Origin of the sequence: Halorubellus sp. JP-L1 (assembly GCF_011440375.1) — an archaeon.
Classification (GTDB): domain Archaea; phylum Halobacteriota; class Halobacteria; order Halobacteriales; family Natrialbaceae; genus Halorubellus.
Genome location: NZ_JAAOIR010000002.1, coordinates 447,938 through 471,998 on the forward strand (window position 1 = coordinate 447,938; position 24,061 = coordinate 471,998).

General features: G+C 69.9%; 18 protein-coding genes. 7 read left to right on the plus strand and 11 right to left on the minus strand.

Features of this window, described 5'->3' with window-relative positions:
• Positions 1-28: 28 nt before the first annotated feature.
• Together G9C85_RS10750 and G9C85_RS10755 are read right to left on the minus strand one after the other, a co-directional pair.
• The gene (locus G9C85_RS10750; protein WP_166039792.1) at positions 29-775 is read right to left on the minus strand and encodes a TIGR00266 family protein; all 747 of its coding nucleotides are present in this window, start codon (positions 773-775) and stop codon (positions 29-31) included.
• 145 nt (positions 776-920) lie between these two features.
• A complete protein-coding gene (locus G9C85_RS10755; RefSeq protein ID WP_166039793.1) occupies positions 921-1,367 on the minus strand; it encodes a universal stress protein in 447 nt (148 codons plus the stop codon).
• 177 nt (positions 1,368-1,544) lie between these two features.
• On the opposite strand from G9C85_RS10755, the gene G9C85_RS10760 reads away from it, so the two are divergent.
• Positions 1,545-3,788, plus strand: coding sequence for a PAS domain S-box protein (locus tag G9C85_RS10760; RefSeq protein ID WP_166039795.1), 2,244 nt, complete (start codon positions 1,545-1,547; stop codon positions 3,786-3,788).
• A 63-nt stretch (positions 3,789-3,851) separates the two neighbouring features.
• Here G9C85_RS10760 and G9C85_RS10765 read toward each other — a convergent pair whose 3' ends face one another.
• Together G9C85_RS10765 and G9C85_RS10770 are read right to left on the minus strand one after the other, a co-directional pair.
• Positions 3,852-4,436, minus strand: coding sequence for an LURP-one-related/scramblase family protein (locus G9C85_RS10765; RefSeq protein WP_166039797.1), 585 nt, complete (start codon positions 4,434-4,436; stop codon positions 3,852-3,854).
• A 67-nt stretch (positions 4,437-4,503) separates the two neighbouring features.
• The gene (locus tag G9C85_RS10770) at positions 4,504-7,344 is read right to left on the minus strand and encodes a penicillin acylase family protein (RefSeq protein ID WP_193570694.1); all 2,841 of its coding nucleotides are present in this window, start codon (positions 7,342-7,344) and stop codon (positions 4,504-4,506) included.
• Positions 7,345-7,579: 235 nt separating this feature from the next.
• Between G9C85_RS10770 and uvrA the strand changes: the two genes are divergently transcribed.
• From uvrA to G9C85_RS10790, 4 genes are all read left to right on the plus strand, one after another.
• A complete protein-coding gene (uvrA, locus tag G9C85_RS10775) occupies positions 7,580-10,609 on the plus strand; it encodes an excinuclease ABC subunit UvrA (RefSeq protein ID WP_166039800.1) in 3,030 nt (1,009 codons plus the stop codon).
• Positions 10,610-10,948: 339 nt separating this feature from the next.
• Positions 10,949-11,425 carry a type IV pilin gene (locus G9C85_RS10780; protein ID WP_166039802.1) on the plus strand — a complete coding sequence of 159 codons (477 nt, stop codon included), beginning with the start codon at positions 10,949-10,951 and terminating at the stop codon, positions 11,423-11,425.
• 57 nt (positions 11,426-11,482) lie between these two features.
• Entirely contained in the window at positions 11,483-12,523 is a 1,041-nt protein-coding gene (locus tag G9C85_RS10785; protein ID WP_166039804.1) for a hypothetical protein, read from the plus strand.
• A 132-nt stretch (positions 12,524-12,655) separates the two neighbouring features.
• Positions 12,656-13,744, plus strand: a complete 1,089-nt coding sequence (locus G9C85_RS10790) for a geranylgeranyl reductase family protein (RefSeq protein ID WP_166039806.1) — start codon at positions 12,656-12,658, stop codon at positions 13,742-13,744.
• 89 nt (positions 13,745-13,833) lie between these two features.
• Here G9C85_RS10790 and G9C85_RS10795 read toward each other — a convergent pair whose 3' ends face one another.
• From G9C85_RS10795 to G9C85_RS10825, 7 genes are all read right to left on the minus strand, one after another.
• Complete coding sequence (locus tag G9C85_RS10795) at positions 13,834-16,848, minus strand: PAS domain S-box protein (RefSeq protein ID WP_166039808.1); 3,015 nt, start codon at positions 16,846-16,848, stop codon at positions 13,834-13,836.
• Positions 16,841-17,074 carry a hypothetical protein gene (locus G9C85_RS10800; protein WP_166039810.1) on the minus strand — a complete coding sequence of 78 codons (234 nt, stop codon included), beginning with the start codon at positions 17,072-17,074 and terminating at the stop codon, positions 16,841-16,843. The genes G9C85_RS10795 and G9C85_RS10800 overlap by 8 nt, the downstream gene beginning before the upstream one ends.
• A gap of 187 nt (positions 17,075-17,261) precedes the next feature.
• Complete coding sequence (locus G9C85_RS10805; protein ID WP_166039812.1) at positions 17,262-18,425, minus strand: aminomethyltransferase family protein; 1,164 nt, start codon at positions 18,423-18,425, stop codon at positions 17,262-17,264.
• A gap of 140 nt (positions 18,426-18,565) precedes the next feature.
• Complete coding sequence (locus G9C85_RS10810) at positions 18,566-18,859, minus strand: DUF6432 family protein (protein ID WP_166039814.1); 294 nt, start codon at positions 18,857-18,859, stop codon at positions 18,566-18,568.
• A 74-nt stretch (positions 18,860-18,933) separates the two neighbouring features.
• Positions 18,934-19,323 (minus strand): hypothetical protein, encoded by a 390-nt coding sequence (locus G9C85_RS10815; RefSeq protein ID WP_166039026.1) that lies wholly within the window; start codon positions 19,321-19,323, stop codon positions 18,934-18,936.
• The gene (locus tag G9C85_RS19245) at positions 19,320-20,351 is read right to left on the minus strand and encodes a PGF-CTERM sorting domain-containing protein (protein WP_166039817.1); all 1,032 of its coding nucleotides are present in this window, start codon (positions 20,349-20,351) and stop codon (positions 19,320-19,322) included. The genes G9C85_RS10815 and G9C85_RS19245 overlap by 4 nt, the downstream gene beginning before the upstream one ends.
• 87 nt (positions 20,352-20,438) lie before the next feature.
• Positions 20,439-22,025, minus strand: a complete 1,587-nt coding sequence (locus G9C85_RS10825) for an MATE family efflux transporter (protein ID WP_240148861.1) — start codon at positions 22,023-22,025, stop codon at positions 20,439-20,441.
• 54 nt (positions 22,026-22,079) lie between these two features.
• On the opposite strand from G9C85_RS10825, the gene G9C85_RS10830 reads away from it, so the two are divergent.
• Together G9C85_RS10830 and G9C85_RS10835 are read left to right on the plus strand one after the other, a co-directional pair.
• Positions 22,080-22,559, plus strand: a complete 480-nt coding sequence (locus G9C85_RS10830) for a gamma-glutamylcyclotransferase family protein (RefSeq protein WP_166040923.1) — start codon at positions 22,080-22,082, stop codon at positions 22,557-22,559.
• A 308-nt stretch (positions 22,560-22,867) separates the two neighbouring features.
• Positions 22,868-23,785, plus strand: coding sequence for an MBL fold metallo-hydrolase (locus G9C85_RS10835; protein WP_166039819.1), 918 nt, complete (start codon positions 22,868-22,870; stop codon positions 23,783-23,785).
• Positions 23,786-24,061: the final 276 nt, after the last annotated feature.

Here is a 24,061-nt window from a genome sequence, read left to right on the forward strand (position 1 = left end):
CGCGTGGCGACCGAGAGCCGTCGACGACCTAGACGTTCCCGCCGCGACCGCCACCGCCGCCGAAGTTGTTGCCGCCCATCTCGAAGCTCACGCCGCCGTTCCCCGTCTCGCGCGTCGGGAGGTGCGGGACGAGCCAGGAGACGAACGCGTCCGGGCTCCGGCTCTGGACCCACACCGTCCCCGGCCCCTCCATGTCGCAGACGAGGCCTTCGCCGGAGAACAGCGTGGACTTCAGGCCGCCGACCTTCCGGACGTCCCACGTCACGCCGTCCTCGAACGCGACGATGTGGCCGGTATCGACCGTGAACCGCTCGCCCGCACGTAGTTCCTTCTTCTCGACCGCGCCGTAGCTCGACATGAACACCGGCCCCCTGCCGGAGCACTTCAGGAGGAACAGGCCTTCGCCGCCGAAGAACGTCCGGCCGCCGCCGAACTTCGTGTCGACGTCCACCTCGGGCGACGCCGCGAGGTACGACCCGCTCTGGAGGTAGACGGTCCCGTCGAGGTCGTACTGGACGACGTCACCGGGGAGCGGCGGCGCGAACGTCACGGTCCCCGGCCGGTCGGCGGTGAACGTGTTCCGGAAGAACGACTCCCCGCCGAGGATGGACCGCTTCAGGTTCTGCAGCAACCCGCCGCCGCCGCGGTCCGTTCGGATGTCGATGCCGTCGGTGTGGGAGACCATCGCGCCCGCCTCCGCCATGATGCTCTCGCCCTGGTTCAGTTCGATGTCGACGGCGGCGAACGCGGGCCGGTTCCGTATCTCGTGGTCCATACCCCCATATACGGGAGCTGACATCTTAAAACGAAGGTGAGGCGTGCTGGCAGTGCCGCCAGTGCGCGCTCGCGGACGCCGGCAGCGACGCGAGCACCGCTTCCGACCGCGGTCAGCTAGAGCCGTCGCGGACGACCGTCAGCGGTCAGCGAGAGCCGTCGCGGACGAACGTCACCGGGCACGGCGCGGTCAGCATCACCGACTGCGCGGTCGACCCGAACACCGCCTTCCCCGCCGGCGACCGTGCGCGGCCGGCGACGAACACGCGGTCGGCGTCCACGTCCTCCGCGACGGCGACGATCGCGTCGCTCTTCTCGCCGACGCGACCCTGGACCTCGTAGGAGACGTCCGCGTCGTCGAAGGCCGCCGTCAGCTCGCGGACGGTCTTCTGTCGACGCGCCGCCGCCGTCGGACTGGCGTCGGACCTGTCCAGCTGGTCGCGGACGTCCGCGAAGCTTTCGTCGGCGAACACGTGCAGGAGCACGACGTTCGCGCCGGTCGGTTCCGCCACCTCCGTGACCGCCGTCGAGAGCGAGTCGACCCGGTCCGCGTCGCTCGGACCGACCGCCACCAGCAGCGTCGAAAGCGTCATGAATCGTAGATGCACCGGCACGGCCTTAATCGTAGGGGGATTCACTCGAATCCGAAAGAACGCCGCTACTGGCGAGCGAGGAGTGGACTGATCGGGCGTCGACCGTCTGCCCGGGTCGGAGTCGGCAACGGCAGACAGTTTCATGGTCACCCCCCCGCCTAGAGTCGGCCGACGCGGATGAGCGCGCAGACACCAGTCCTCTACGTCCAGGGGGCCGACGACGCCACGCGACGGGCACTCGCCGAACGCGACGACCTCCTGGTGTACACCGTCGCCACCCAGTCCGAGGCCAGCGACGTCCTCGGGTCCACGCGCGTCGACTGCATCGTCTGCCCGCACGAACGCACGGACGGCCCCACCGGCCGCCGCCTCCTCGAACGCCTCACCACCAGTCACCCCGGCGTCCCCGCGATCCTCACGAGCCGCGACCCCGACGACGACCTCGCCGCCGCCGTCTCCGGCGGCGCCGCCACCGAGTACCTCCCGCTGTCGGTCTGGACGGACCCGACCGCGCGCCTCGGCGAACGCATCACCCACCACGCCGACGGCCGCATCGCGACACCCGACGACCAGACGCTCGGCGGCCTGCTCGCCACCGCTCGTGAACTCATGACGACGCGCAAACCCGACGCCATCGCGAGCGTCGTCACGGACGCCGCCGTCGACATCCTCGCGTTCGAACGCGCGAGCGTCTGGCTCGTCGACGACGTCGCCACGCTCGACGCCGTCGCCGACGGCAACGACGGCAACGGCGGCAACGGCGCGCTCGTCCTCGCCGCCGCCCGCCCCACCGACCACGACTGGCAGCGAACGTACGACCCCGGCGACGAACCCGTCGGGCGCGTCTTCGAGAGCGGCGAACCGACCGTCATCGAGCACGACGACGCCGCACTCATGTTCTTCCCGCTCGGCGACCACGGCGTCCTCGCCGTCGGCGCCGACGGCGTCGACGCCATCACCGACGCCGACGTCCAGTTCGCCGAGATCCTCGCCGCGAACGCCGCCGCCGGCGTCGAGCGCGCCCGCCGCGAACAGACGCTCTCGCTCTACCGGACCGTCGTCGACAACGTCAGCGAGATGATGTACGTCCTCGACGACACCGGGCACGTCGTCCTCGCCAGCGACGAGATCGTCGACGCCTCCGGCTACGACCGCTCCGCGGTCCTCGGCGCGCACGTCTCCACGTTCTTCCCGCCCGAGGACGTCGACCGCGGCACCGAACTCGTCGCCGAACTCGTCGCCGACGGCGACCCCGACGCCACCCGGACGTACCGCGCCGACGCCATCACGAAGGACGGCGACGCCGTCCCCACCGAGGTCGAACTCTCGCTGCTCACCGACGACGACGGCACTTACCGGGGCACCATCGGCGCACTCCGAGACATCAGCGACCTCCTCGCCGCCGAAGCCGAACGCGACCGCTTCCGATCGCTGTTCGAGCACCTCCCCGACCCCGTCGTCGACTCGAGCTTCCGGGACGGCGAACCCGTCATCGACTCCGTCAACCCCGCGTTCGAGCGCGTGTTCGGGCACGAAGAGGCCGACGTCGTCGGCACCCCAGTCAACGACGTGCTCGTCCCGAACCGGGACGACGTCGCCGACGAACTCGACGCGCACGCGCTCGCCGACGAGACCGTCAGCGCCGAACTCACGCGGGAGACCGCCGACGGCGACCGGCACTTCCTCTTCCGGGGCATCCCCTACCACGTCGACGGCGACGACGTCCGCGCGTTCGGCATCTACACGGACATCACCGACCAGTACGACCGCGAACAGCACCTCCAGGTCCTGCACCGCGTCCTCCGACACAACCTCCGCACCGACATGGGCGTCGTCACCGGCTACCTCGACCAGCTCGCCGAGGACCTCGACGACCCGGACGCCATCGCGATCGTCGAGCACGTCACGGGCCGCGCCGAGGACGCCGCCGCGCTCGCCGACAAGGTCCACCAGCTAGAGCAAGTGATCCGAAAGGACTCCGCGTTCACGACGGAACCGACGGACGTCGCCGCACACGTCCGGTCGCTCGCCGACCGCCTCGGCGACGCGTACCCCAACGCGACGATCACCACGAACGCGCCCGACGAACTCGTCGCGAACGCCGACGAACGCCTCGGCCTCGCCGTCGAGAACCTCGTCGAGAACGCCGTCGAGCACGCCCAGCGACCCGACCCCGTGGTCGAGTTGACGGTCGAAGCCGTCGACGACGCCGTCCGGATCCGCGTCGCCGACAACGGCCCCGGCATCCCCGACCACGAACGCGACCTCCTCACGGGCGACCGCGACGTCTCCCGCGTCGAACACGGCGACGGCCTCGGCCTCCGGGTCGTCTCGTGGGTGGCGCGGTCGCTCGGCGGCGACGTGTCGTTCGGCGACCCCGAAGCGGGGAGCGAGGTCGTCCTCGAACTCCGCACCCCGTGACGAGCCCCGAAATCTGGGGTGCTCTCTCGCGACGTGGCGACGCCGTCGCGCGACGGCGGGACGCTAGTTCCCCTGGATGGCGTCGATGACCATCGCCGCCGCGATGATCGGCTCCTTGGGCACCGTACTCGCGTCGTCGATCGTGATCTCGTAGCGGTCCTTCAGCGAGAACTGGCCGTCGATGTTCCCGACGTGGTTCCCGTCCAGGTCCGTGATCTCGTACTTGTGCGGGATCCAGCCGCCGAACGGCACGATGTTCCGCGCGAGCGTGACGAGTGCGCCCCGCGAGTTGATCTCCGCGATCTTCGCTTCCGTCCGCGCGTCGCGGATCTTCCACGTGTCCTGGAGGATCGAGTAGTCGTTGTCGAGGATGACGAGGTCCTCGCCGGTCTGGGAGTCCGTCAGGACGTAGTTCCCGGCGACGTCGATGATGCCGCCGGCCTTCACTTCGAACACCTCGTTCCCGTCCGCGTCGACGAACGGGAACTCCTCCTTCATCTTCAGCATCTTCTGCTTCCCGCGAATGACGACGTTCCCTGCCGCGTCCATCGCCTTGTACTTGTTCCGAACGAGCGCCTGCTCGACCGTGTACGTGTCGTCGGTCAGGTCCAATCCCTTGATGTCGTAGTTTCGATCCGTCTGCGCCATACGGTACGCTCAGCGCTCTCCGAAATAAAACCACCTGCTCTCGAATCCCCCGTACCGAGTGGACGAGTTACTCGCTCTCGCCGCCATCACCTCCAGTACCGCCGCCGTTTCCGTTGCCGTCACCGTTCCCGTTGGCGCCGTTTCCGTTGCCGTCACCGTTCCCGTTGGGGCCGTTTCCGTTCCCGCCGCCGTTCCCGTCACCGCTCCCGCCGTCGTCGTCGTGCATGAGGACGGTGAGGGTGTCGAGGGCGGGCATCACCTCGCTCCGGTAGAACCGGAGGGTCTTGTACTCGAAGTCGACGAAGTCCTCGAGCTGGTCGGCGTAGTGTTCGTCGCGGGTGCCGTCGGGAGCGACGTACCCGGAGTTCCCCGGCGGGAGCACGTTCTCCGCTCGGAACTTGCCCGACCCGCCGCTGCCGCCGTCGCCGCCGCAGCGCACGAAGTGGTTCTCGGTCCCGCGGTTCAGGAACGGCATGTCGCCCGCGTCGCCGACGCCGATCGGGACGCCGAACAGCGAGAGGTTGTTCAGCGGTTCGACCTGCGCGGACGCTCGCCACTGCGAGACGTCCGACGTCTCGTACTCGGACTCCAGCTCCGACACCGCCTCCGAGAACGCCGCGCGGAACACGGCGTCGCGGCCGGCCGGCGAGTCGTCTGTCTCCATCGCGAAGTAATCCCGCGCGGGTGGCAACGCGACCTCGTCCGCGTGCAGCGCCCGCATGAACAGCGGCCGCCCATAGCGGTAGTCGAAGAAGGTGCCCCGGGCCGGGTCGAACACCGGCCCGAACGCCGGCCGGAACGTCTTCTCCAGCACCTTCGGCCACACCGCGTCGAACACCGTGTACCCGACCGGGTAGTCGCCGAGGTGGTCCTCGCCGTCGCCCTGCCGGAAGTCGTTCCACGACGCGAGCGCGTCCGCCGCCGCCTGCTCCGTGTCCGAGAGGTCCGCGTCCGAGAGCGCGTCCACGAGCGGTTCCTTGTACCGGATCGCTCGCAGGTCGACGAACGCGATGTCGTACACGACGTCCTTCAGGAAGTCGTACGAGACCGCACCGTCCGCGTCCAGGCGATGCTCGACGAGGTTGATGATCCGCTGGACGCGGTGGTCGGTCCCCCACGCGTAACTCAGGTCGCCGTTGTCCCACGCCGGCGCGGGCTTGTTGTTCCACTGCGCGACGTACCCCGTCGAGGGATTGACGACGAACGGAACCTCGCCGTCGACCGCCCGCAGGTAGTCGTCCTCGGTCAACTCGTACTGGGTGCCGTCCGCTGGCAGCCGCGTGTCCCACGACACCGACTCGTTGTCCGGGTATCGACCGCCGTGGACGTACGCGACGTCGCCGTCGGCGCCCGCCCACATGAAGTTCAGCGAGTAGTCGCAGACCTGCGCTCGCTCGACGAACTCCTCGGCGTCGCTCGCGAACTGGGACCCGTAGAACGCCTTGAACGAGTTCATGTCGAGGCCCTCGTAGCTCCGCGTGACCGCCACCGCCTCCCCCGTCTCGGCGTCCGCCGACGGGGGTTGCCAGTCCGCGACGTACCCGTGGCGCGTCCGCCGGATCGTCTGCTCGACGTCCTCGCCGCCCTTCACGGAGATCGTCTCCGTCGTCGACTCCACGGGCAGCCACTCGCCCTGGAAGTCGTACTCCCAGTCGTGGTCGGCCCCGTCCGGGGCCGCCCGGATCGTCTCGACGAACGTCTGCAGGCTGTTGTCGATCCCGGCGGTGCTCGTGAGCGCGCCGTCGCCGTTGTGCCCGAACATCACGAACGGGTAGCCCGCGACCGTGATGCCCGTGACGTCGAAGTCCGCGCCGTGCAGGCCGACCTCGTGCATCACGGACGGCGACGAGAACCCCATCTGCGGGCCGCCCATGAGGAGCGCGTCGCCGCTCTCGGTCTGCTCGCCCTGGACGGCGAGCGCGTTGCTCCCGAGCTTGATCGGGAGCCCGAGTTGGTCCAGTCCGCTCGCGAGCGTCCGCCAGTGCTCGAGCTGGCTCTCGTGCGCGCTCGCGGCGTCCGCGGGCAGCCGGTGCTCGCCGCCCGTCATCCGGTTCGAGGGAGCGTGGCGGACGCCCGGCGTCGACCGCGCCGTCGCACCCGCGGTCGTGGCGTCGTCGTCCCCGCCGTCGTCGCTCCCGCCGGCGTCCGAGTCGCCCGCGGGCGTGAACGGCGGCACGTACCCCTCGGTCTGTGGTTCGCCCGACGTCGGCGCGCCAGGGTCCTCGCCCCACTGGATGTCCTCGAACAGCTCCATCGCAGTCTCGTCGTCGTTCGACGACCGAAGCGACTCGAGGAGCGACGCACCGAACGTCTCCAGCTGGAACCCGCTGAAGTACGCCATCGACGCGACGAACACGCCCGCGACGTCCTCGCGGTCCCACGGCTCGGGCTCGAAGTCGTTCTCGATGAATCCGCGGTGGAACTCCCGCTCGCCGCCCCGTACGGTCTGCACGTACTGATTGATGCCGTCCGCGAACGCCTCCAGGACCGCGCGGTGCTCGTCGTCCAACTGGGTCTCGATCTGCTCGGAGACGTCGGTCCCCGACCGGTTCAGGCGCGCCGCGCGGTCAAACGCGACCCAGTTCGGTCCGTCTTCGTCCTCGGCCGTCGCACCGGGCCCGAGCACCTCCGAGACCGTGCCGTGGTAGAACCGCCGGTACATCTCGAGCTGGAACAGTCGGTCCTCGGCGGCCGCGTACCCGTACCCGTAGAACACGGGCGGTCTCGAGTCCGCTCCTGGTGCGTACACGTGCGGGACGCCGTTCTCGTCCCGGCGGACCTGGACGGTCGTGCGGTGGCCGTCGCGTTCGTACGCGAGCGTCACCTCGGCGGTCGTCGCGACGCCGACGGCGCCAGCACTCGCTTTGAGGAAGCTACGTCGCGTCGTCCCGTTGTCTTGGTATGTCATAGCACAACGTCACCGGCTTCGGCCACAAGGTATTAATACCTAATCGAACCGGAATCGATCCGATCGGGTCGGCGACGGACTCTCCCACGGATTCTGCCGCACCGCAGAGGCGTCTCGCGACCCACTCGAACCAGGCGGTCGGAAGTCCATCAGACCGTCCTGTCGACCGGGTGAGAGGCCCACCGACCGTCCGCAACCGACAACCCTTCACGGGTCGGGCCACTGGCTACGTGCAATGACAAAGGAGTACATCGAGGTCCGCGGCGCGGAAGAACACAACCTCAAGGACATCGATGTGGAGATCCCCCGCGAGAAGTTCAACGTCGTCACCGGCCTCTCCGGGTCCGGGAAGTCCTCCCTCGCGTTCGAGACCGTCTACGCCGAGGGCCAGCGACGCTACATCGAGTCGCTGTCCGCGTACGCGCGGAACTTCCTCGGCCAGATGGACAAACCCCAGGTCGAGACCGTCGAAGGACTCTCCCCCGCCATCAGCATCGACCAGAAAGCCGCCGCGAACAACCCGCGGTCGACCGTCGGAACCGTCACCGAACTCCACGACTACCTCCGCCTGCTGTACGCTCGCGTCGGCACCCCGCACTGTCCCGAGTGCGGGCGCGAGGTCGGCGAACAGTCCGCCCAGCAGATGGTCTCGCGCATCATGGAACTCCCCGAAGGCACGAAAGCCAAACTGTGTGCCCCCGTCGTCCGCGACCAGAAGGGCGCGTTCGAGGACGAGTTCGACCGCCTCGTCGCCGACGGCTACGCCAGGGTCGAGGTCGACGGCGAGTCCTACGACCTGACGACCGAGCGCCCGGAGCTCGACGAGAACTACGACCACACGATCGACGTCGTCGTCGACCGCATCAAGGTCAGCGCGGAGACGCGAGCGCGCATCACGGACTCCGTCGAGACCGTCCTCGAGGAGGCCGACGGCGTCGTGAAGGTCGTCGTCCCCGACCCGCCCGAAGGCGCCGCTGAAGCCCTGGGCGGGTCCGCCGCCCGATCGACGGGCGCACTCGGCGACGCAGACGCGGATGCGGACGCGGACGCCGAGGACACCACCGACGACCGCCTCGTCGTCGAACTCAGCGAAGCGCTCGCGTGCACGCACTGCGGGATCGACATCCCCGAGATCGAGACGCGGTCGTTCTCGTTCAACTCCCCGCACGGCGCGTGCCCCGAGTGCGAGGGCATCGGCGAGACGAAGGAGGTCAGCGAGGCCCTCGTCGTCGTCGACGAGAGCAAACCCCTGAAGCACGTGTTCGAGGCGTGGAGTTACAACCGGTCGTACTACCAGACGCGTCTGGACGCCGTCGCCGCGCACTTCGACGTCTCCCTCGACACGCCGTTCGAGGACCTCAGCGAGCACGTCCAGCAGGCGTTCCTCTACGGGACGACCGAAGAGGTCGTGTTCAAGCGTCAGACGAAGAACGGCACTCGTCGGAAGGAGAAGCGCTTCGAGGGCGTCATCCCGAACCTCCAGCGTCGACACGTCGAGACGGACTCCGAGTCCACTCGCGACCACATCGAGAAGTACATGAGCGTCACCGAGTGCCCGGCGTGCGACGGCACGCGCCTGAAGCCCGCGAGCCGAGCCGTCCTCGTCGACGGTACCAGCATCACCGCGGTGAATCGACTGAGCATCGGCGACGCGCTCGCGCACTTCGAGGGCGTCGAAGCCAACCTGGACGAACGCGAGACGAAGATCGCCGAGGAGATCCTCAAGGAGATCCGCGCGCGCCTCGGGTTCATGACCGAAGTCGGTCTGGAGTACCTCACGCTCGACAGGGAGGCCGCGACGCTCTCCGGCGGGGAGTCCCAGCGCATCCGGCTCGCGACCCAGATCGGGAGCGGTCTCGTCGGCGTGCTGTACGTGCTCGACGAACCGAGCATCGGCCTCCACCAGCGCGACAACGACCGCCTCCTGAACACGCTCGAGGAACTCCGGGACCTCGGGAACACGCTCATCGTCGTCGAGCACGACGAGGAGACGATGCGGCGCGCGGACGAAGTCATCGACATGGGGCCCGGCCCCGGCAAGCGCGGCGGCGAAGTCGTCGCGCAGGGCGACGTCGACGACCTCGTCGCGACCGACGGATCGGTCACGGGCGAGTTCCTCTCCGGCGCGAAGCAGATCCCGGTCCCCGCGCAGCGACGGACCGCGGAGTCGCTACTCACTATCGAGGGCGCACGCCAACACAACCTCAAAGACCTGGACGTCGACATCCCGCTCGGGTCCTTTTCCGCCATCACGGGCGTCTCCGGGTCCGGGAAGTCGACGCTCATGCACGACGTCCTCTACAAGGGCCTGGCACGGCGGATGAACGACAACACGTCCGTGAACCCCGGCGAGCACGACGACATCACCGGCATCGAGGACGTCGAGACCGTGCGCCTCATCGACCAGAGCCCGATCGGGCGAACGCCCCGGTCGAACCCGGCGACGTACACGGGCGTGTTCGACTACATCCGCGAGCTGTTCGCGGAGACGAGCCTCTCCAAGCAACGCGGCTACGAGAAGGGTCGGTTCTCGTTCAACGTCAAGGGCGGTCGCTGCGAGGAGTGCGGCGGCCAGGGCACCGTGAAGATCGAGATGAACTTCCTGAGCGACGTCTACGTGCCCTGCGAGGACTGCGACGGCGCGCGGTACAACGACGCGACGCTCGACGTGACGTACAAGGACGCGACGATCGCAGACGTCCTCGACATGAGCGTCGACGAGGCCCACGACTTCTTCGAGTCGTCCTCGCGCCTCCGTCGTCGCCTGAAGCTCCTCAAGGACGTCGGCCTCGGCTACATGCGTCTCGGGCAGCCGTCGACGACGCTCTCGGGCGGGGAAGCCCAGCGCATCAAGCTCGCGGAGGAACTCGGGAAGAAGGACTCCGGGAACACCCTCTACCTGCTCGACGAGCCGACGACTGGCCTGCACTCGGCGGACGAGAAGAAGCTGATCGACGTCCTGCATCGGCTCGTCGACAACGACAACACGGTCGTCGTGATCGAGCACGAGCTCGACCTGGTGAAGAACGCGGACCACGTGATCGACTTGGGTCCGGAGGGCGGCGAGAACGGCGGCGACCTCGTCGCCGAGGGCACGCCGGAGGAGCTGGCGCGCACCGACGAGTCCCACACCGGCCGGTACCTCCGGGATCTCCTGCCGGCGGTCGACGAGGAGGGGCCGCGCGGCGAACGCGTGGAACCGGAGACGCGCGACATGGAGCACGCCGACGAGGAGGTCGAGGCGGCGCCGGCGACCGACGACTGAGTCGCTCGCGAGCGGGTCGCTTTTGGGAGTCCTGGGTGGCGAGCAGGCGACGCTGTGGGGTCCCGGCGGGTGCGTCGCGCTCCCGTCTTGGCCACGCCGGGGTGGGTGGTCAGTACACGGCGGTCGTGGCCGCGGCTTCCGGCTTGAATGAATGGGTCGCCTATGGGGTGTCGTGGGCGCCGTCGGCTGGTTTGGTTGTCGGGCCTGTCCTCTCTCGTCGTCTTCTGCCATCGACTGGCCCTCCTCGGAAATTTTAATTCCAAAGATTCTGGGACTATATCAAGTTGGTGTGCGTCTGATCGAACGTACGGGGGGATTCGATCGCCCGGAGAACGGATCATGCAACTCTGGAACCTGCTCGCGGACGACGACGCGGTATCGCCGGTCATCGGCGTGGTACTGATGGTAGGAATTACCGTGGCGCTCGCGGCCGTCATCGGCATCTTCGTTCTGGGGGTGGACACGACGACGTCGCCGCCGGACGCCGAACTCCGGTACGTCGCCGACGAGGGCAGCGCGGACGGCTGGGGTAACGACGCGGACGAACGGTTCGTCATCCAGCACGACGGCGGCGAGGACATCGACACGGATCGCGTGACCGTCCAGTACGCGGGCAGTCCGCCGTCTGGGTACGGGTGGATGACGTCGAACCCTCCCGGCGACGTCTGGCAGCCCGGCGAGAAGTGGGTGCTCGGGGTCGCCACCGGTGAGAGCAGCAACTTCGATGACAACGAGCAGGTGCTCGTGCTGTGGAACTCGCCACAGGGCTCGAGTACGCAGATACTCGCGAACGGCGACCTCCCCGAACGCTCCTGACATCGCGGAGACGGATTCGGCGCGGCGCTTATCCGGTCGCGAGGCGTGCGTCGTGGTATGCTGTATCTCGCGACCGACCGCCGCGTGGCGGTCGTCGACCCGACGGTGTCGGCGGTCGAGGAGGCGTTCGTTCCCGGGGTGGACGCGGGGGAGGGCGTCGCGGCCGACGGAGTTCGCGTGGAGTGCGTGGCGGCGTCACCGGCGCGACCGGAGCGTGCGTTCGCCGGGACGGCTGGCGCGGGGTTGTTCCGGACGACGGACGGCGGGGAGTCGTGGTCGGGCGTCGCGCTCGGGCCGGCCGCGGACGACGTCGACGCGTCCCACGTGACGGCGGTGGCGGTGGCGCCGTGGGATCCGGACGTGGTGTTCGCGGGGACGGAGCCGTCGCGCGTCTATCGGTCGACGGACGGCGGCGAGTCCTTCCACCACCTGCCGGGGCTCGTCGAGTTGCCGTCGAGCGACGAGTGGGCGTTCCCGCCGCGGCCGCACACGCACCACGTCCGGTGGCTGGAGCCGGATCCGGCGCGCGAGGGACGCGTGCTGGTGGCGGTGGAGGCGGGCGCGCTCGTCGTGCTGGACGTCGGCGATGGAACGGCGTCGTTCCGGGAGCGGCCGCCGGGGGCGCGCCGGGACACGCACTCGATGGCGACGCATCCGGACGCGCCGGGTCGAGCGTACGCGGCGGCGGGCGACGGGTACGCGGAGAGTCGTCGACACGGCGACGACTGGGACCACCCGCAGGCGGGACTCGATCACCGGTACTGCTGGAGCGTCGCGGTCGACCCGGCTGACCCCGACGTCCGCCTGGTGAGTGCGGCGTCGGGCGTGCGAACCGCGCACTCGCCGGGACGCGCGGAGACGTACGTGTACCGCAAGCGTGGCGACGAGCCGTGGACGCTCGCGACGGACGGCCTCGGCGACCCCGAGGGGCGGACGCGGGCGGTGCTTGCGGCGGGCGACGACGCCGGCGAGTTCTACGCGGTCTCGAACCGCGGCCTCTATCGGACGACGGACGCGGGCGCGTCCTGGCGTGCGCTCTCAGTCGACGTCCCGTTCGGTGAAGGCGGTGGAACGGCGAGCGGGCTCGTCCACGTCTGAACCCGGCCGATTCACGGGGTCCGGTCGATTCGTCGGGGGTCTGACCGTCGCGATCAGACCGATCGGACGTCGCCGCCGCGAGCACGGGGTTCAATCGGGAAGAATTTACTCCTCGCCGTGCTGTCTCCGGGCATGTACGACTTCGTCGTCGTCGGCGTCGGGCCGGCGGGTGCGCGGTTCTCGCGGCGGGCGGCCGAGCGCGGGTTCGACGTGCTCGCGCTCGAGCAGGGTCGACTCGGCGAGCCGCTGGCGTGCTCGGGGCACGTCTCAGGGGACGTGTGGGAGTACACGGGACCGGACGGTCGCGAGGAGCTGCTCCAGAACGAGGTTTTCGGTGCGCGCTTCCACGTCGGGGGGCCGGGAAGCACGTTCGAGGACTTCTACAAGACGGAGGTGGTGTCGAACGTGATCGACCGCGTGGGCCTGGACCGACACTTGGCGGAGTTGGCGCGCGACGCGGGGGCGGACGTTCGCGAGGAGCACACGGTCACGTCGGTCGACGAGCGCTCTGACGCGGTCGAAGTCGAGGCGCGCGGGCCGGGCGGCGTGGAGTCCTTCGAGGCGCGGATGGTCGCCGGCTGCGACGGCCCGACGTCGCGCGTGCGCCGAGATCTCGGCTTGCCCGACCCCGGCGAACTCCTGCACGGCGTGCTCGGGTTCAGCGACGAGGTCGACCACGGCGACCGCGTGGACGTCCACCTGACGATGCCGGAGTTCTTCGCGTGGCGCATCCCGCGCGGCGACGCGGGCGTCGAGTACGGATTGGCGGCGAGTCCCGGACCGGACGTGAACGACCTGTTCGACGACCTCGTCGGACCGTCGGGGTACGACGTCGACGTGACGAAGCGTTGTTCGGGCCTCATCCCGGTCGGGCCACCGGACACGGTGACGAGTCATCGCGGGTTCCTCCTCGGGGACGCGGCCGGCCAGACGAAGCCGTTCACGGGCGGCGGCATCCTGTACGGGATGCGGTCCGCGGACCACGCCGCTCGCGAGATCGAACCGGACCGGCCGGGGACCCTCGGCGCGTACGAGGCGGCGTGGCGCGAGGACCTGGCGACCGAGATCCGACTCGGGCACTGGATACGGCGAGCGTACTCGCTCCCCGAACCGATCCAGCGCGTCGGCCTGAAGGCGCTCTCGGGCGAGATCGGCGTCCACATGGATCGCCCGACGAGCGCGTTCTCGCGCGAGCACCTCGCGCGCTGGCTCCGGCCCTGACCCACGCCGGCCGCCGCGTCCACTCCGGTCCTCTCGCGTCCGCGCCCTGCTTCTCGCATCCGCTCCAGTTCACCCCGCGTCCGCGCCGGTCAGTCGACGATCGGGAATTCGAGCGTGACGACGTTCCCGTCCGGCGTCGAGTCGAAACTGAGGGACCCGCCGAACGACGTCGCCGTCCATCGGACGAGCCACAGGCCGAGGCCGCTCGCGTGCTCCAGGGGCGTCTCGACGTCCGCGCTCAGCGCCTCGATCTCGGTTCCGGGAATCGTGGGTGCGTGGTCGGCGACCGCGACCGTCACCGCGTCGCCAGCCCGCGCGACGTGCACCTCGACGGACGGCGTCTCGCTGGGGTCGTGGACGACTGCGTTCTCGACGAGTTCCGCGACGGCGAGCGCTATCGACTCGTTCCCGCGGACGTAGAGCGGGGCGTCGACGGCGACGTCGAACGTGATCGACGCGGTCTCGTGTGCCGCGCGAACGCACGCCACGGCGTCGCGGACGGCCTCGCAGACGTCGACGTTCGATGCCGTGCCCCCGTCTCCGTCGAGCGCTCGCTGAAACGCTCGCGCCTTGTTCGCCATCGCCAGGACGTCGTCGGCGGCGTCCCCGACGACCTCGGCGGCCGCGACGACCGCGTCGTCGTCGTGGTCGAGTAACTCGGCGGTGCGGCCCGCGACGACGTTCATGTTGTTCCGGAGGTTGTGCCGGAGGACGCGGTCGAGGACCGCGAGCCGTTGCTCGTTGTCCTTCAGTTCGGTGAGGTCCCGGAGCACGCCGACGGTGCCCGCGTACTCCTCGCCGGGGAGCAGCGCGATGGCGGCCTCGCAGACGCGCTGGTCGCCGTGGCGCGTCCGCACCCGGAGTTCGACCGTCTCCCGGTCCGGCCCCGACGTGGCGACGAGACTCTCGGTCACGCGCTCGCAGGTCTCGACGTCCGTCTCCGGGAACACCAGTCGGGCGGGCTCGCCGACGATCTCAGCGCGCCCGTAGCCCGTCACGTCGACGAACGCGTCGTTCACGCTCGCGAAGCACCCGTCCTCGTCGAGCGTGTAGATGGGGTCGCTCGCGGTCTGCACGATCGTCTCGTACCGTTCGAGCTCCTGCTCGCGTTCCCGTCGCCCCGTCACGTCGCGGAGGTAGATCGTCAAGCCGTCCGCGCTCGGGTACGCCGTCACCTCGAACCAGGTGCCGATGGCCTCGGAGTGGGATTCGAACGTCTGCGCGTCGTTCGTCTCCTTCGCCGCCTGGCAACCCTGCCAGAACCGACCGCCGACTTCCTCGGGGAACAACTCCCAGAGGTTCTCGCCGACGAGCTCCGTCTCGCGGAACGGCAACAGGTGTTCGGCTTCGGCGTTGACGTACGTGACGACGTCGTTCTCGTCGAGCGACACGAACCCGTCCTTGATGCGTTCGAGCGTGTTCTCGAGGTCCGCGCTCGTCGCCGCCAGTTCGGCCTCCCGGACCGCGCGGTCGAGCGCGACCGTGACGTGGTCGGCGAACGCGTGCCCGGCGTCCCGGACGGCTCGCGTGTACTCGCGGTCCGGGTCGGCGACGCCGAGCAGGCCGTGCTCGCCCAGGGAGAACAGGAGCCCCGTCTCCGCGTCGGTCTCGTGCTCGGTGACGGCGACTTCCGTGACGCCGACGCGGTCGGCGAACGCCGCCCAGTCCGGCGACTCCGGGTCGAGCGAGTGCCCGTCGTCGACGCCGGCGACGACGACGGGATCCAGGCGCGTGCCGTCCGCGTTCGGGAACCAACACACCACCACGTCCAGTTCGAGGATCTCCTGGATGGACTCGACGGCGGAGGTCGCGACCTCCGCGGGCGTGCGAGCGCGCTGGAGGCGCTCGGTCGCCTCGTGCAGGTGCTCGAACAACCGCATGCGTTCCCGGCGTTCGGTGACGTCCCGCTGGAACCCCAGGAAGTGCGTGACGGTGCCGTCGTCGGCGCGGACGGGCGTGACGTCGAGCCGATTCCAGAACGGCGTGCCGTCCGCGCGATAGTTCTGCAACGTGACAGATACCGGCTCTCCGGCGTCGATGGCGGCTCGGACGCGGGCGACGGGCTCGGGGTCGGTGTCTGCGCCCTGGAGGAATCGACAGTTCCGGCCGAGGACCGCGTCCCGGTCGTACCCCGTTACGTCGAGGAACGCGTCGTTCACGTACACGAGAGGCGTGTCCTCGACGCGCGCGTCGGCGATCGACAGACCGAGGCTCGCCTCTGCGGCGGCGCGCTCGAACACGCGGAGGCGTTCGACGCGACGCTCGCGGCCGGTGACGTCGCGTGCGAGCACCTGCCGGCTGCCGTCGTCGGCCGGGGCGACCGACAGCTCCACGGTTCGTGCCGCGTTCGCGTCGTCCGTCAGCGTCGACGCGGCGACGGGCGTCGCCGCATCCGTCCGGAACCGGACCTCCGCGCTGGCGGTTCCGTCGGACGACAGCAACGACTGGACCGCGTCGCGGTCCGCGGGACGCACCAGGTCGACGAACGCCGTCCCTTGGAGCGACGACGCGTCCACGTCGGCGAGCGTTCCTGCGCGCTCGTTCCCGTACGTCACCGTTCCGGAGTCGTCGACGGCGAACAATCCCGCCGGCAGCAACTCGACCAGTCGGTGGTACTGCGTCGACCGGTCGTGGAGTTCCGCGGCGAGCGCTCGCGTCTGCAGGAGCCCGTCGACGCGTCGTCGGAGCGCGGACGTCCGCACCGGCGTCTCCAGCACGTCGTCGACGACGTCGAGGACGGCGTTCGTACTCGACCCGACCGGGTCCGCGTGCGACCGGTCGACGACGAGCAAGCACGGCAGGAACCCCGACGTCGCCGCCTTCAGTTCCTCGACGCGGCCCGCGGCCGCCCCGAGCGACTCCTCGTCGAGCACGTACAGGTCGCCGTCGCCCGGTAGGTCGCCGTCGCCCGGCAGGTCGCCGTCGCCCGGTAGGTCGCCGGGTGCGGCGACGACGACGTCGTAGGCCGCGTCGTCGAACCAGTCCTCGAGCGACGCCCGAACTCCCGCGTCCGTGACGCCCAGGACGACCGTCGACCGGCGCGAGGTCGGGGACGCCGCGACCCGCCAGATCGGCGGGTGACCGTCGTCGGCGCGGTCACTCATCCTGCTCCGGCCACTCGTTCGTCCCGGGACGGAACCACCGGAGACCACGCAACGGGTCGCCGACCCGGCCGCAGCCGGCGGTGTTCGAGAACTCGTCCGGCAGCCGATGGACGTCGCTCGCCGTCGGCTCACCGGCGAGGACGCGATCCGGGGTCGAGACTCCCGGCGAACCGCATTCCGGAGTCGAGACTCCCGGCGAAACGCGTTCCGGGAGCGTCGTTGACATGGACTGGAGTCCGCTCCAGGGGGAGATAAACCTGTCCACCGTTCGAGTCGTTCACTCGACCCGCACATCGTTCACCTCTAGCGATTCCTCCCTCGAGGGAGCGCCTCGACGTGATCGATCGAGGTGATCGGTCGACGCAGCTTCTCGACGCAGTCGAGGGATTGCCGGGGCGACCGAGCGTCGGCGGCTACTCGTAGGTGGGGATGCGCGCCGACCGCTGGCCGCCGTCGACGAACGGCAGCGAGACCACGTCGCCCTCTCCGACTGCCTCAGCGCTGTCGCCCTCGACGCGCTCGCCCTCGACGCCCGCGCCCTCGTCGACCGCGCCCTCGTCGACCGCGACGTGGACGCTCTCCGCGTCGAACGCGTACGGCACGAGCGCGAACGCGATACCGACTTCGCGGTGTGGACTCCACGCCGTCCGCGTCAGTTCGCCGACGACCTCGCCGTCGACGACGACGTCCGCGCCCGCCGCCGGCAGCGCGTCCCCCTCCTCGACGCCGGGGAGCGCGACGCCGACGAGTCGGCGCGACGGCCGACCGACGTTCTCCACGCGCGCCACCGTCTCCTGCCCGACGAAACACCCCTTCTCGTAGTCGACGGCGTTCCGGACGCCGGAGACGTTCGGCACGCGCCCGTCGAGTTCCGTCGCGAACAGCGGCGACCCGGCCTCGAGCGTCAGCGTCTCCCACGTCGCGTACCCGAACGGCGCCGCGTTGTTCCCGTGATTCAGGAGGACGTCCCAGACGAGGTCCGCGTCGTCGGCCCCGCACACGACCTCGAATCCCTCCTCGCCCGCGAGGTCGTCCGTCCGCACGACCGTGACGCCCGCGTCGCCCATCGTCCCGCGAACGAACGAGAGCGGTGCATCTGGCGTCCCCGACTGGTTCAGGACGCTCGCGACCTTCTCCGTCGCCTTCGGACCGTGTACGCCGAACACCGCGAACGCGTCGCTCGCCCGCGAGACGTCGACGTCCTGCACGAACGTCCGCGAATCCCACTCCTCGGCGAGCCACCCCGCCTGCCCCGGCGGCGTGAAACACAGCAGCTGGCCGTCGGCCTCGTAGACGTACATGTCCGTCCGTACGCGGCCCTCCGGCGACAACAGGAGCGCGTACGTTCCCTCGCCGTCCTCGCGCGGCACGACGTTCGTCACCGCGTCGTCCACGAAGTCGTGCCGGTCCGACCCCGCGACCGTCACGACGCCGTACGCCGCCTCGAACGCTCCGACGACTCGCCGGACGGCCTTCGCCGTCCGCGCCGGCCGCCCGTAGTCCCGCACGACGCGCCGTCCACCGCGCTCGACGAACGTCGCCCCGTGGGCGTCGTGCACGTCATCGATGATGGCCATGTGGAGGCGGAGACGCGCGAACGGCAAAACGAGTACGGTCTCCGGACCGACGCCTCGGCGTCCGCGAGCACACGATGCCCCGGGCGCGCGATGTGCCGCGACGGCGCGACGCTGCGAGGGCACGATACCGCGACGCCGCGTCAGAACGGGAGTCGATCGCGGAGCGCGTCGAACAGCGACGGATCGTCGTCCTCGGGGTCCTCCGGGACCACGCGCGCGTCCGGCTTCAGGAGCGTCTTGCCGCCAGTGCGGTCGACCTCGATGAGGTCGTCCTCCTTCAATTCCGTCAAAGCCGGCTCGATCTCGTCGATGCCGGCGTCGACGTGCGACCGCAACTCGAAGACGGTCATCCCCTCCTCGCCGCGTTCGACCAGGGCGTCCAGCACCGACACGGACACGTCGTCGCGGTCCCGGAACTCCCGCTTCGCTCTCATCACTCGAGACTTCGACGCCGGGGACTTTGACCCTTGTCCCCGAGCGCCGCGCGTCGCCGAGTCCCGGTACGAACTCAGCGGAGCGTCCGCGCGAGCGCGGCGATGCCGGCGAGCGAACTCGCGAGCACCGCGAGCGCGAACGCCGCCTGGATCGCGGGCTCGTACTTCCGGCTCGCCCAGATGGCGATGAACCGCGTGACGTTCGTGTAGAACGAGAACAGGGTCGCGACGGCGACGAGCACGAGCACGACGAGCGCCACCCACTGCAGGCGCTCGTAGAGCCCGGCGTCGCTCCACCCGCCGCCGTTCCGGTCGCGGCGAGCGCCCCCGCGATCGTCGCGGCGGTCGCGGCGGTCGTCGCTGCGGTCGCCGCTGCGGTCGCGGCGGTCGTCTTCGTCGTCGGTCTCGTTCCACGTCGATGCGTCGGTTCCGTCGTCGGTCGCGCCGGTGGTGTCGTCGGTCATGCTCTGGTCCTCGCTACGAGTGCCGCGGCGGCGACGGCGACGAGCGCGACGACCACGCCGAACCCGGGCTGGCCACCCGAGTTCTCGTAGGTCGTCCCCTCGTCGGGCGCTCTGGTCGGCTCCTCTTGCGGCGATTCGGTCTTCTCGAACTCCTCGGCCTGGAACTCCTCGCCGCCGTCGCTCGTGTTCTCGTCGACGGAGAGCCCGGTGCCGGGCGCGAGGTTCGCGGTCGAGCGCGCGGTCGCGACGACCGTGCCGTCGCGCCAGAGGACGGCGTCCAGGTAGTAGTTGTAGTCGTCCGGGACGACGAGGTCGCCGGTCGGCGTCGCGGTCTTCCCGCTCCCGATCGCGTCGAGTTCGATCGTCGTCCGGTCGGCGACGACGTTCGAACCGTTCTGGCGCGCCGTCAGCACGAGCTCGAGCCCCTCGGCGGGCCGAGCGCCGGTGTTCGTCAGGTACGTCGACACCGCGAGCGTCGACCGGCCGTCCTCGACGGCGTCGATGCGGTACTCGATGACTGGCATCCCGGCGTCGAAGTCCTGGAACTGGACGGGGGTGTCGCGGTACGCTGGCGTGAGCGAGCCGACGCCCGAGACCTCGCGGACGCCGGTCTCTAGACGCGTGCCGTTCCGGAACACGATCGCCTGCACGTCGTAGTCTCCCTGGCGGGCGACCGTCAGCGCGCCTTCGCGACTGCGGCTGACGTCGCCGTCGAGCGTGCCGTACGCGAGGCGCTGCGTCGCCACGACGAACCCGGTGTCCTGGTCGACGGCGCGCAGGAGGACGGTGACGTTCTCCGCGGGACCGCCGCGCTGTTCGAGGTACGGGCGGACGCGGAGGGTGGCGTTCTCGCCGCCGACCTGGCCGGAGCCGATCGTCATCTCGACGAGGTCGACGCGGGAGGGCTGCTCGGGTCGCTCGGGGGTGTCCTCGGGTGGGTCGAGGGCGCCGGGGACGCCGACGGCGACGCCGACGCCGACGACGACCGCGAGCCCGACCACCCCGAGGAGGACGTACTCGGTTCGCACGTTACAGAATCCCGAGAGGTATTACAAGTGTCTTGTGTGAGAGCGCCCCGATCCGGAACCCCGACAAGGCGTCGTCGTCTCGAACTGTCAGTCGTCGCCAGCGCTCCCGCGTTCGCGGAGCATCTCGCTCGCACGAGCCGCCCAGTCGCCGCGCCAGAACCCGAGCGTGACGATGGTCGCGGCGCTCGCGTAGTGGAGGACGATGCCCGCGAGGATGCCGGGGACGCCCCAGCCGAATTCGACGCTCGCGACGTACGAGAACCCGAGGTAGAACGCGAGGAGGCTGACGACGCGCGCGACGAGTGGCGTCCGGGTGTCGCTCGCGCCCTGGAGTGCGCCGGAGACGACGACGAACGTGACGAGGAACGGTGCGGCGACGCCGAACGTCCGCGCGAACGCGATCGCGTTCGGGACCGTGCTCGCGTCGTCCGTGAAGAACCCGACGAGCGTCGGTGCGAACGCGAAGATGAGCGCGCCGGCCGCGCCGACCGTGACGAGTCCGAGCGACGCGGTCGCCCACCCGTTCTCGCGCGCCGCGGTTGCGTCCCCCTCGCCGAGGGCCTGTCCGACGACGACGCTCGCCGCGACGTTGAACCCCCTCGAGAGCGGCCCCGTGATCTGCTGGTAGATGCGGAGCCCGATCTGGTACGCGGCGTTCACGTCCGTCCCGAACGCCAGCAGGAGGGCGTTGAACGGGAAGTTCGCGAGCGTGTTCGAGAGCCCCTCGACGATCCGGGGCGCGGAGACGCCGACGAGTTGGCGGCCGACGACGGCGCTCCGCGGGCGGACGAACCCGACCTCGGTGGCCGACGAGTAGACGAGCGCGCAGAGCACGCCGGCGATGAAGACGTTCCCGGCGGCGGTGGCGACGCCGACGCCGACGACGCGATAGCTCGGCACCCCGAGGAGGCCGAGGCCGAGGACGAGCGACCCGACGATGTTGATGAGGTTCCCGGCGACGTTCACGAGCATCGGCGTCCGCGTGTCGCCGGTCCCCTGGAGCGCGCGAGCGGCGGTGAGGCCGACGATCCTCGCGGGTGCGGTGGCGAAGATGATGGCGAGGTACGTGCCGCCGACGCGCGCCACGTCGTCGGGCGCGCCGAGGAGCGAGATCGCCGGCTCGCCGAACAGCAGGCCGAACGCGACGAACGGGATGCCGGCGAGGAAGGAGAGGAGGACGGCTTGCGTGACCGCCTCGTCCCGGTTCAGGTCCGCCTGCGCAGCAGCGTCCACGGCCGGTTCCGGTGCGGAATCCGCGCCCGATGCCGAATCCGCGTCGTCGTTCGCGTCCGCGCCCCAGTCGCCGGTGTCCGCACCCCAGTCGTCGTCACTGTCGCCGGCAGGGACCCTGTCGCTGTGCCCGACCGCGTCCGGGTCTGTACCGTCGTCGCTGACCGCGTCGCCGTCTGCGTCGTCGTTCTCCGCGCCGGTGACCGCGCCCGTGTCCTGGCTGGAGAGCGCGATGGCGCCGCCGCCGAGGCCGAGACCGACGCGTAGCGGGAATCGCGCGTAGAGGTCCGCGAGCCCGATGGCGGCGACGGCGGCGGGCGAGAACGCGGCGGTGACGAACACGTCCGTCGTCCGCATCGCGGTCCGAACCGTCTGCTCGACGGAGATGGGCCACGAGAGCCTGGCGACGCGCGCCCAGACGCGCCGCGTTCGCCGCCAATCCATACCGGCTCTCGGACGGGCGGGGGTTTCAGGGTGGCGGAACCCGAAATCCGCCGCGTGCACGTCTTCGTCTACGGGACGCTCACCGATCCCGACCGCGTCGCAGCGGTGCTCGGCGACGCTGGTTCCGCGAGCGAGAGCGGCGACGCTGGTACCGCGAGCGAGAGCAGTGACGGCGACTGGTCGTTCGTCGGGGACGCGACGCTCCAGGGCCTGCACCGCGTCGACGGCGACTACCCGACGCTCGCGCCCGGCGGCAGCGTCACCGGCCGCATTCTCCGAACGGATCAGGTCGCGGCGCTGGATACGTACGAGGGCGTCGACCGCGGCCTGTACGTTCGTGTCGCCGTCCCGGCCGTCGAGCGCGAGCGCGACGCCCACGACTGGTGGCGAGGCGTCGACGAGGTAGCGGTGTACGTCGGCGACCCCGACCGACTCGGCGTCGCAGACGCGGTCTCGTGGCCGGAAGACGGCGACTTCCGGGAGCGCGTCCACCGGTGCGTCGACGCGACCGACGTCGCGGTCGGGCCGCGCTGACTCTCCTCGACACGCGGGCCGAGGGCACCGTCGAGGCGGCGGCAGACGAGCGTCGAACTCGCGTCTGACGCCGACTCGAAGGCAGCCACGTCATGCGGTTACACTTTCACTCTGGTTGGCGGGGCTTTATGTTCCTCCCTCCCCCTCGTACTGATGCATACGGGGCGCCACACGCTCCCCGATGTTTCCCCCCTCTGGACCAACGCCCGCGAGCGACGGCACCGTCGACCGCGACGGTCGACCGGCGCGTCCCCGATTGCGTCGCGACCGACCGACCGACTTTTCCCCCGCGCCCTCGTCCTTCGCGTATGACACGAGGCGACGTCACGGACGTCACGACGGGGGAGTGCACGGACCTCTACCACGTCGACACCGGCATGTACGACGTCGACGCGTACGGCGCGGTCTACCTGCTCGACGCCGAGCGGCCCGCGCTCGTCGACACCGGCATCGGCACGCACTACGAGCGCGTCCTCGACCTCCTCGAGTACGCGGCCGTCGACCCGGCTGACGTGGCGTACGTCGTCCCGACGCACGTCCACCTCGACCACGCCGGCGGCGCCGGCTTCCTCGCCGACGAGTGCGAGAACGCCACCGTCGCGGTCCACGAGAACGGCGCGCGCCACCTCGTCGACCCCACTCGCCTCTGGGAGGGCACGAAGAACGCGGTCGGCGACCAGTTCGAGTTCTACACCGAACCCGAGCCAGTCCCCGAAGACCGCATCCTGGAACTCGCGGACGGCGACGTCCTCGACCTCGGCGACCACGAACTCCGCGCGCACGACGCACCCGGACACGCCCCCCACCAGCACGTCTTCCACGACCCCGCGAACGACGCCGTGTTCACGGCCGACGCCGCCGGCATCTACGTCCCCGCGATCGACGCGGTCCGCGAGACCACGCCCCCGCCGCAGTTCGACCTCGAACAGGCACTCCGTGACGTCGAGACCATCGCCGACCTCGACCCCAGCACGCTCCTGTACGCGCACTTCGGCGCGGCACCCACCGCGGACCGCCTGGAGCGCTACGAGGCCCGCCTCACGGACTGGGTCGCCGCCGTCGAGGCCGCACGGCAGGAACTCCCCGACGACGACGCCGTCGTCGAGCACTTCGTCGAGACCACCGAGATGACCGACGTCTGGGGCGACCGCAAGGCCGCCGCCGAGACCGCGATGAACGTCCGCGGCGTCCTCGCGTACCTCGACCGGAAACGCGACGAGGTCTGACCGCGCCGGAGCAGTGGCGCTATTCACCCGAACAGCTATCGCAACCACTAGAGCACGTCGATCGACAAGCGCGCGCTCGAATCGCACGTTCAGACGATCCCTCGGTCGGCGACCGTCTCAATTTCGACTTCCGGAATCAGCGGCAGTGATTACCGGACAAACTCACTGATTTCTCCCTAACTGATTCCGATACTAGGACCTTAACCGCTAATAGTATTCGTTATAGGTCGATTTTATCTGTTCTGGTGCCCGTTCGTAATTCGGAATGAACGCGAT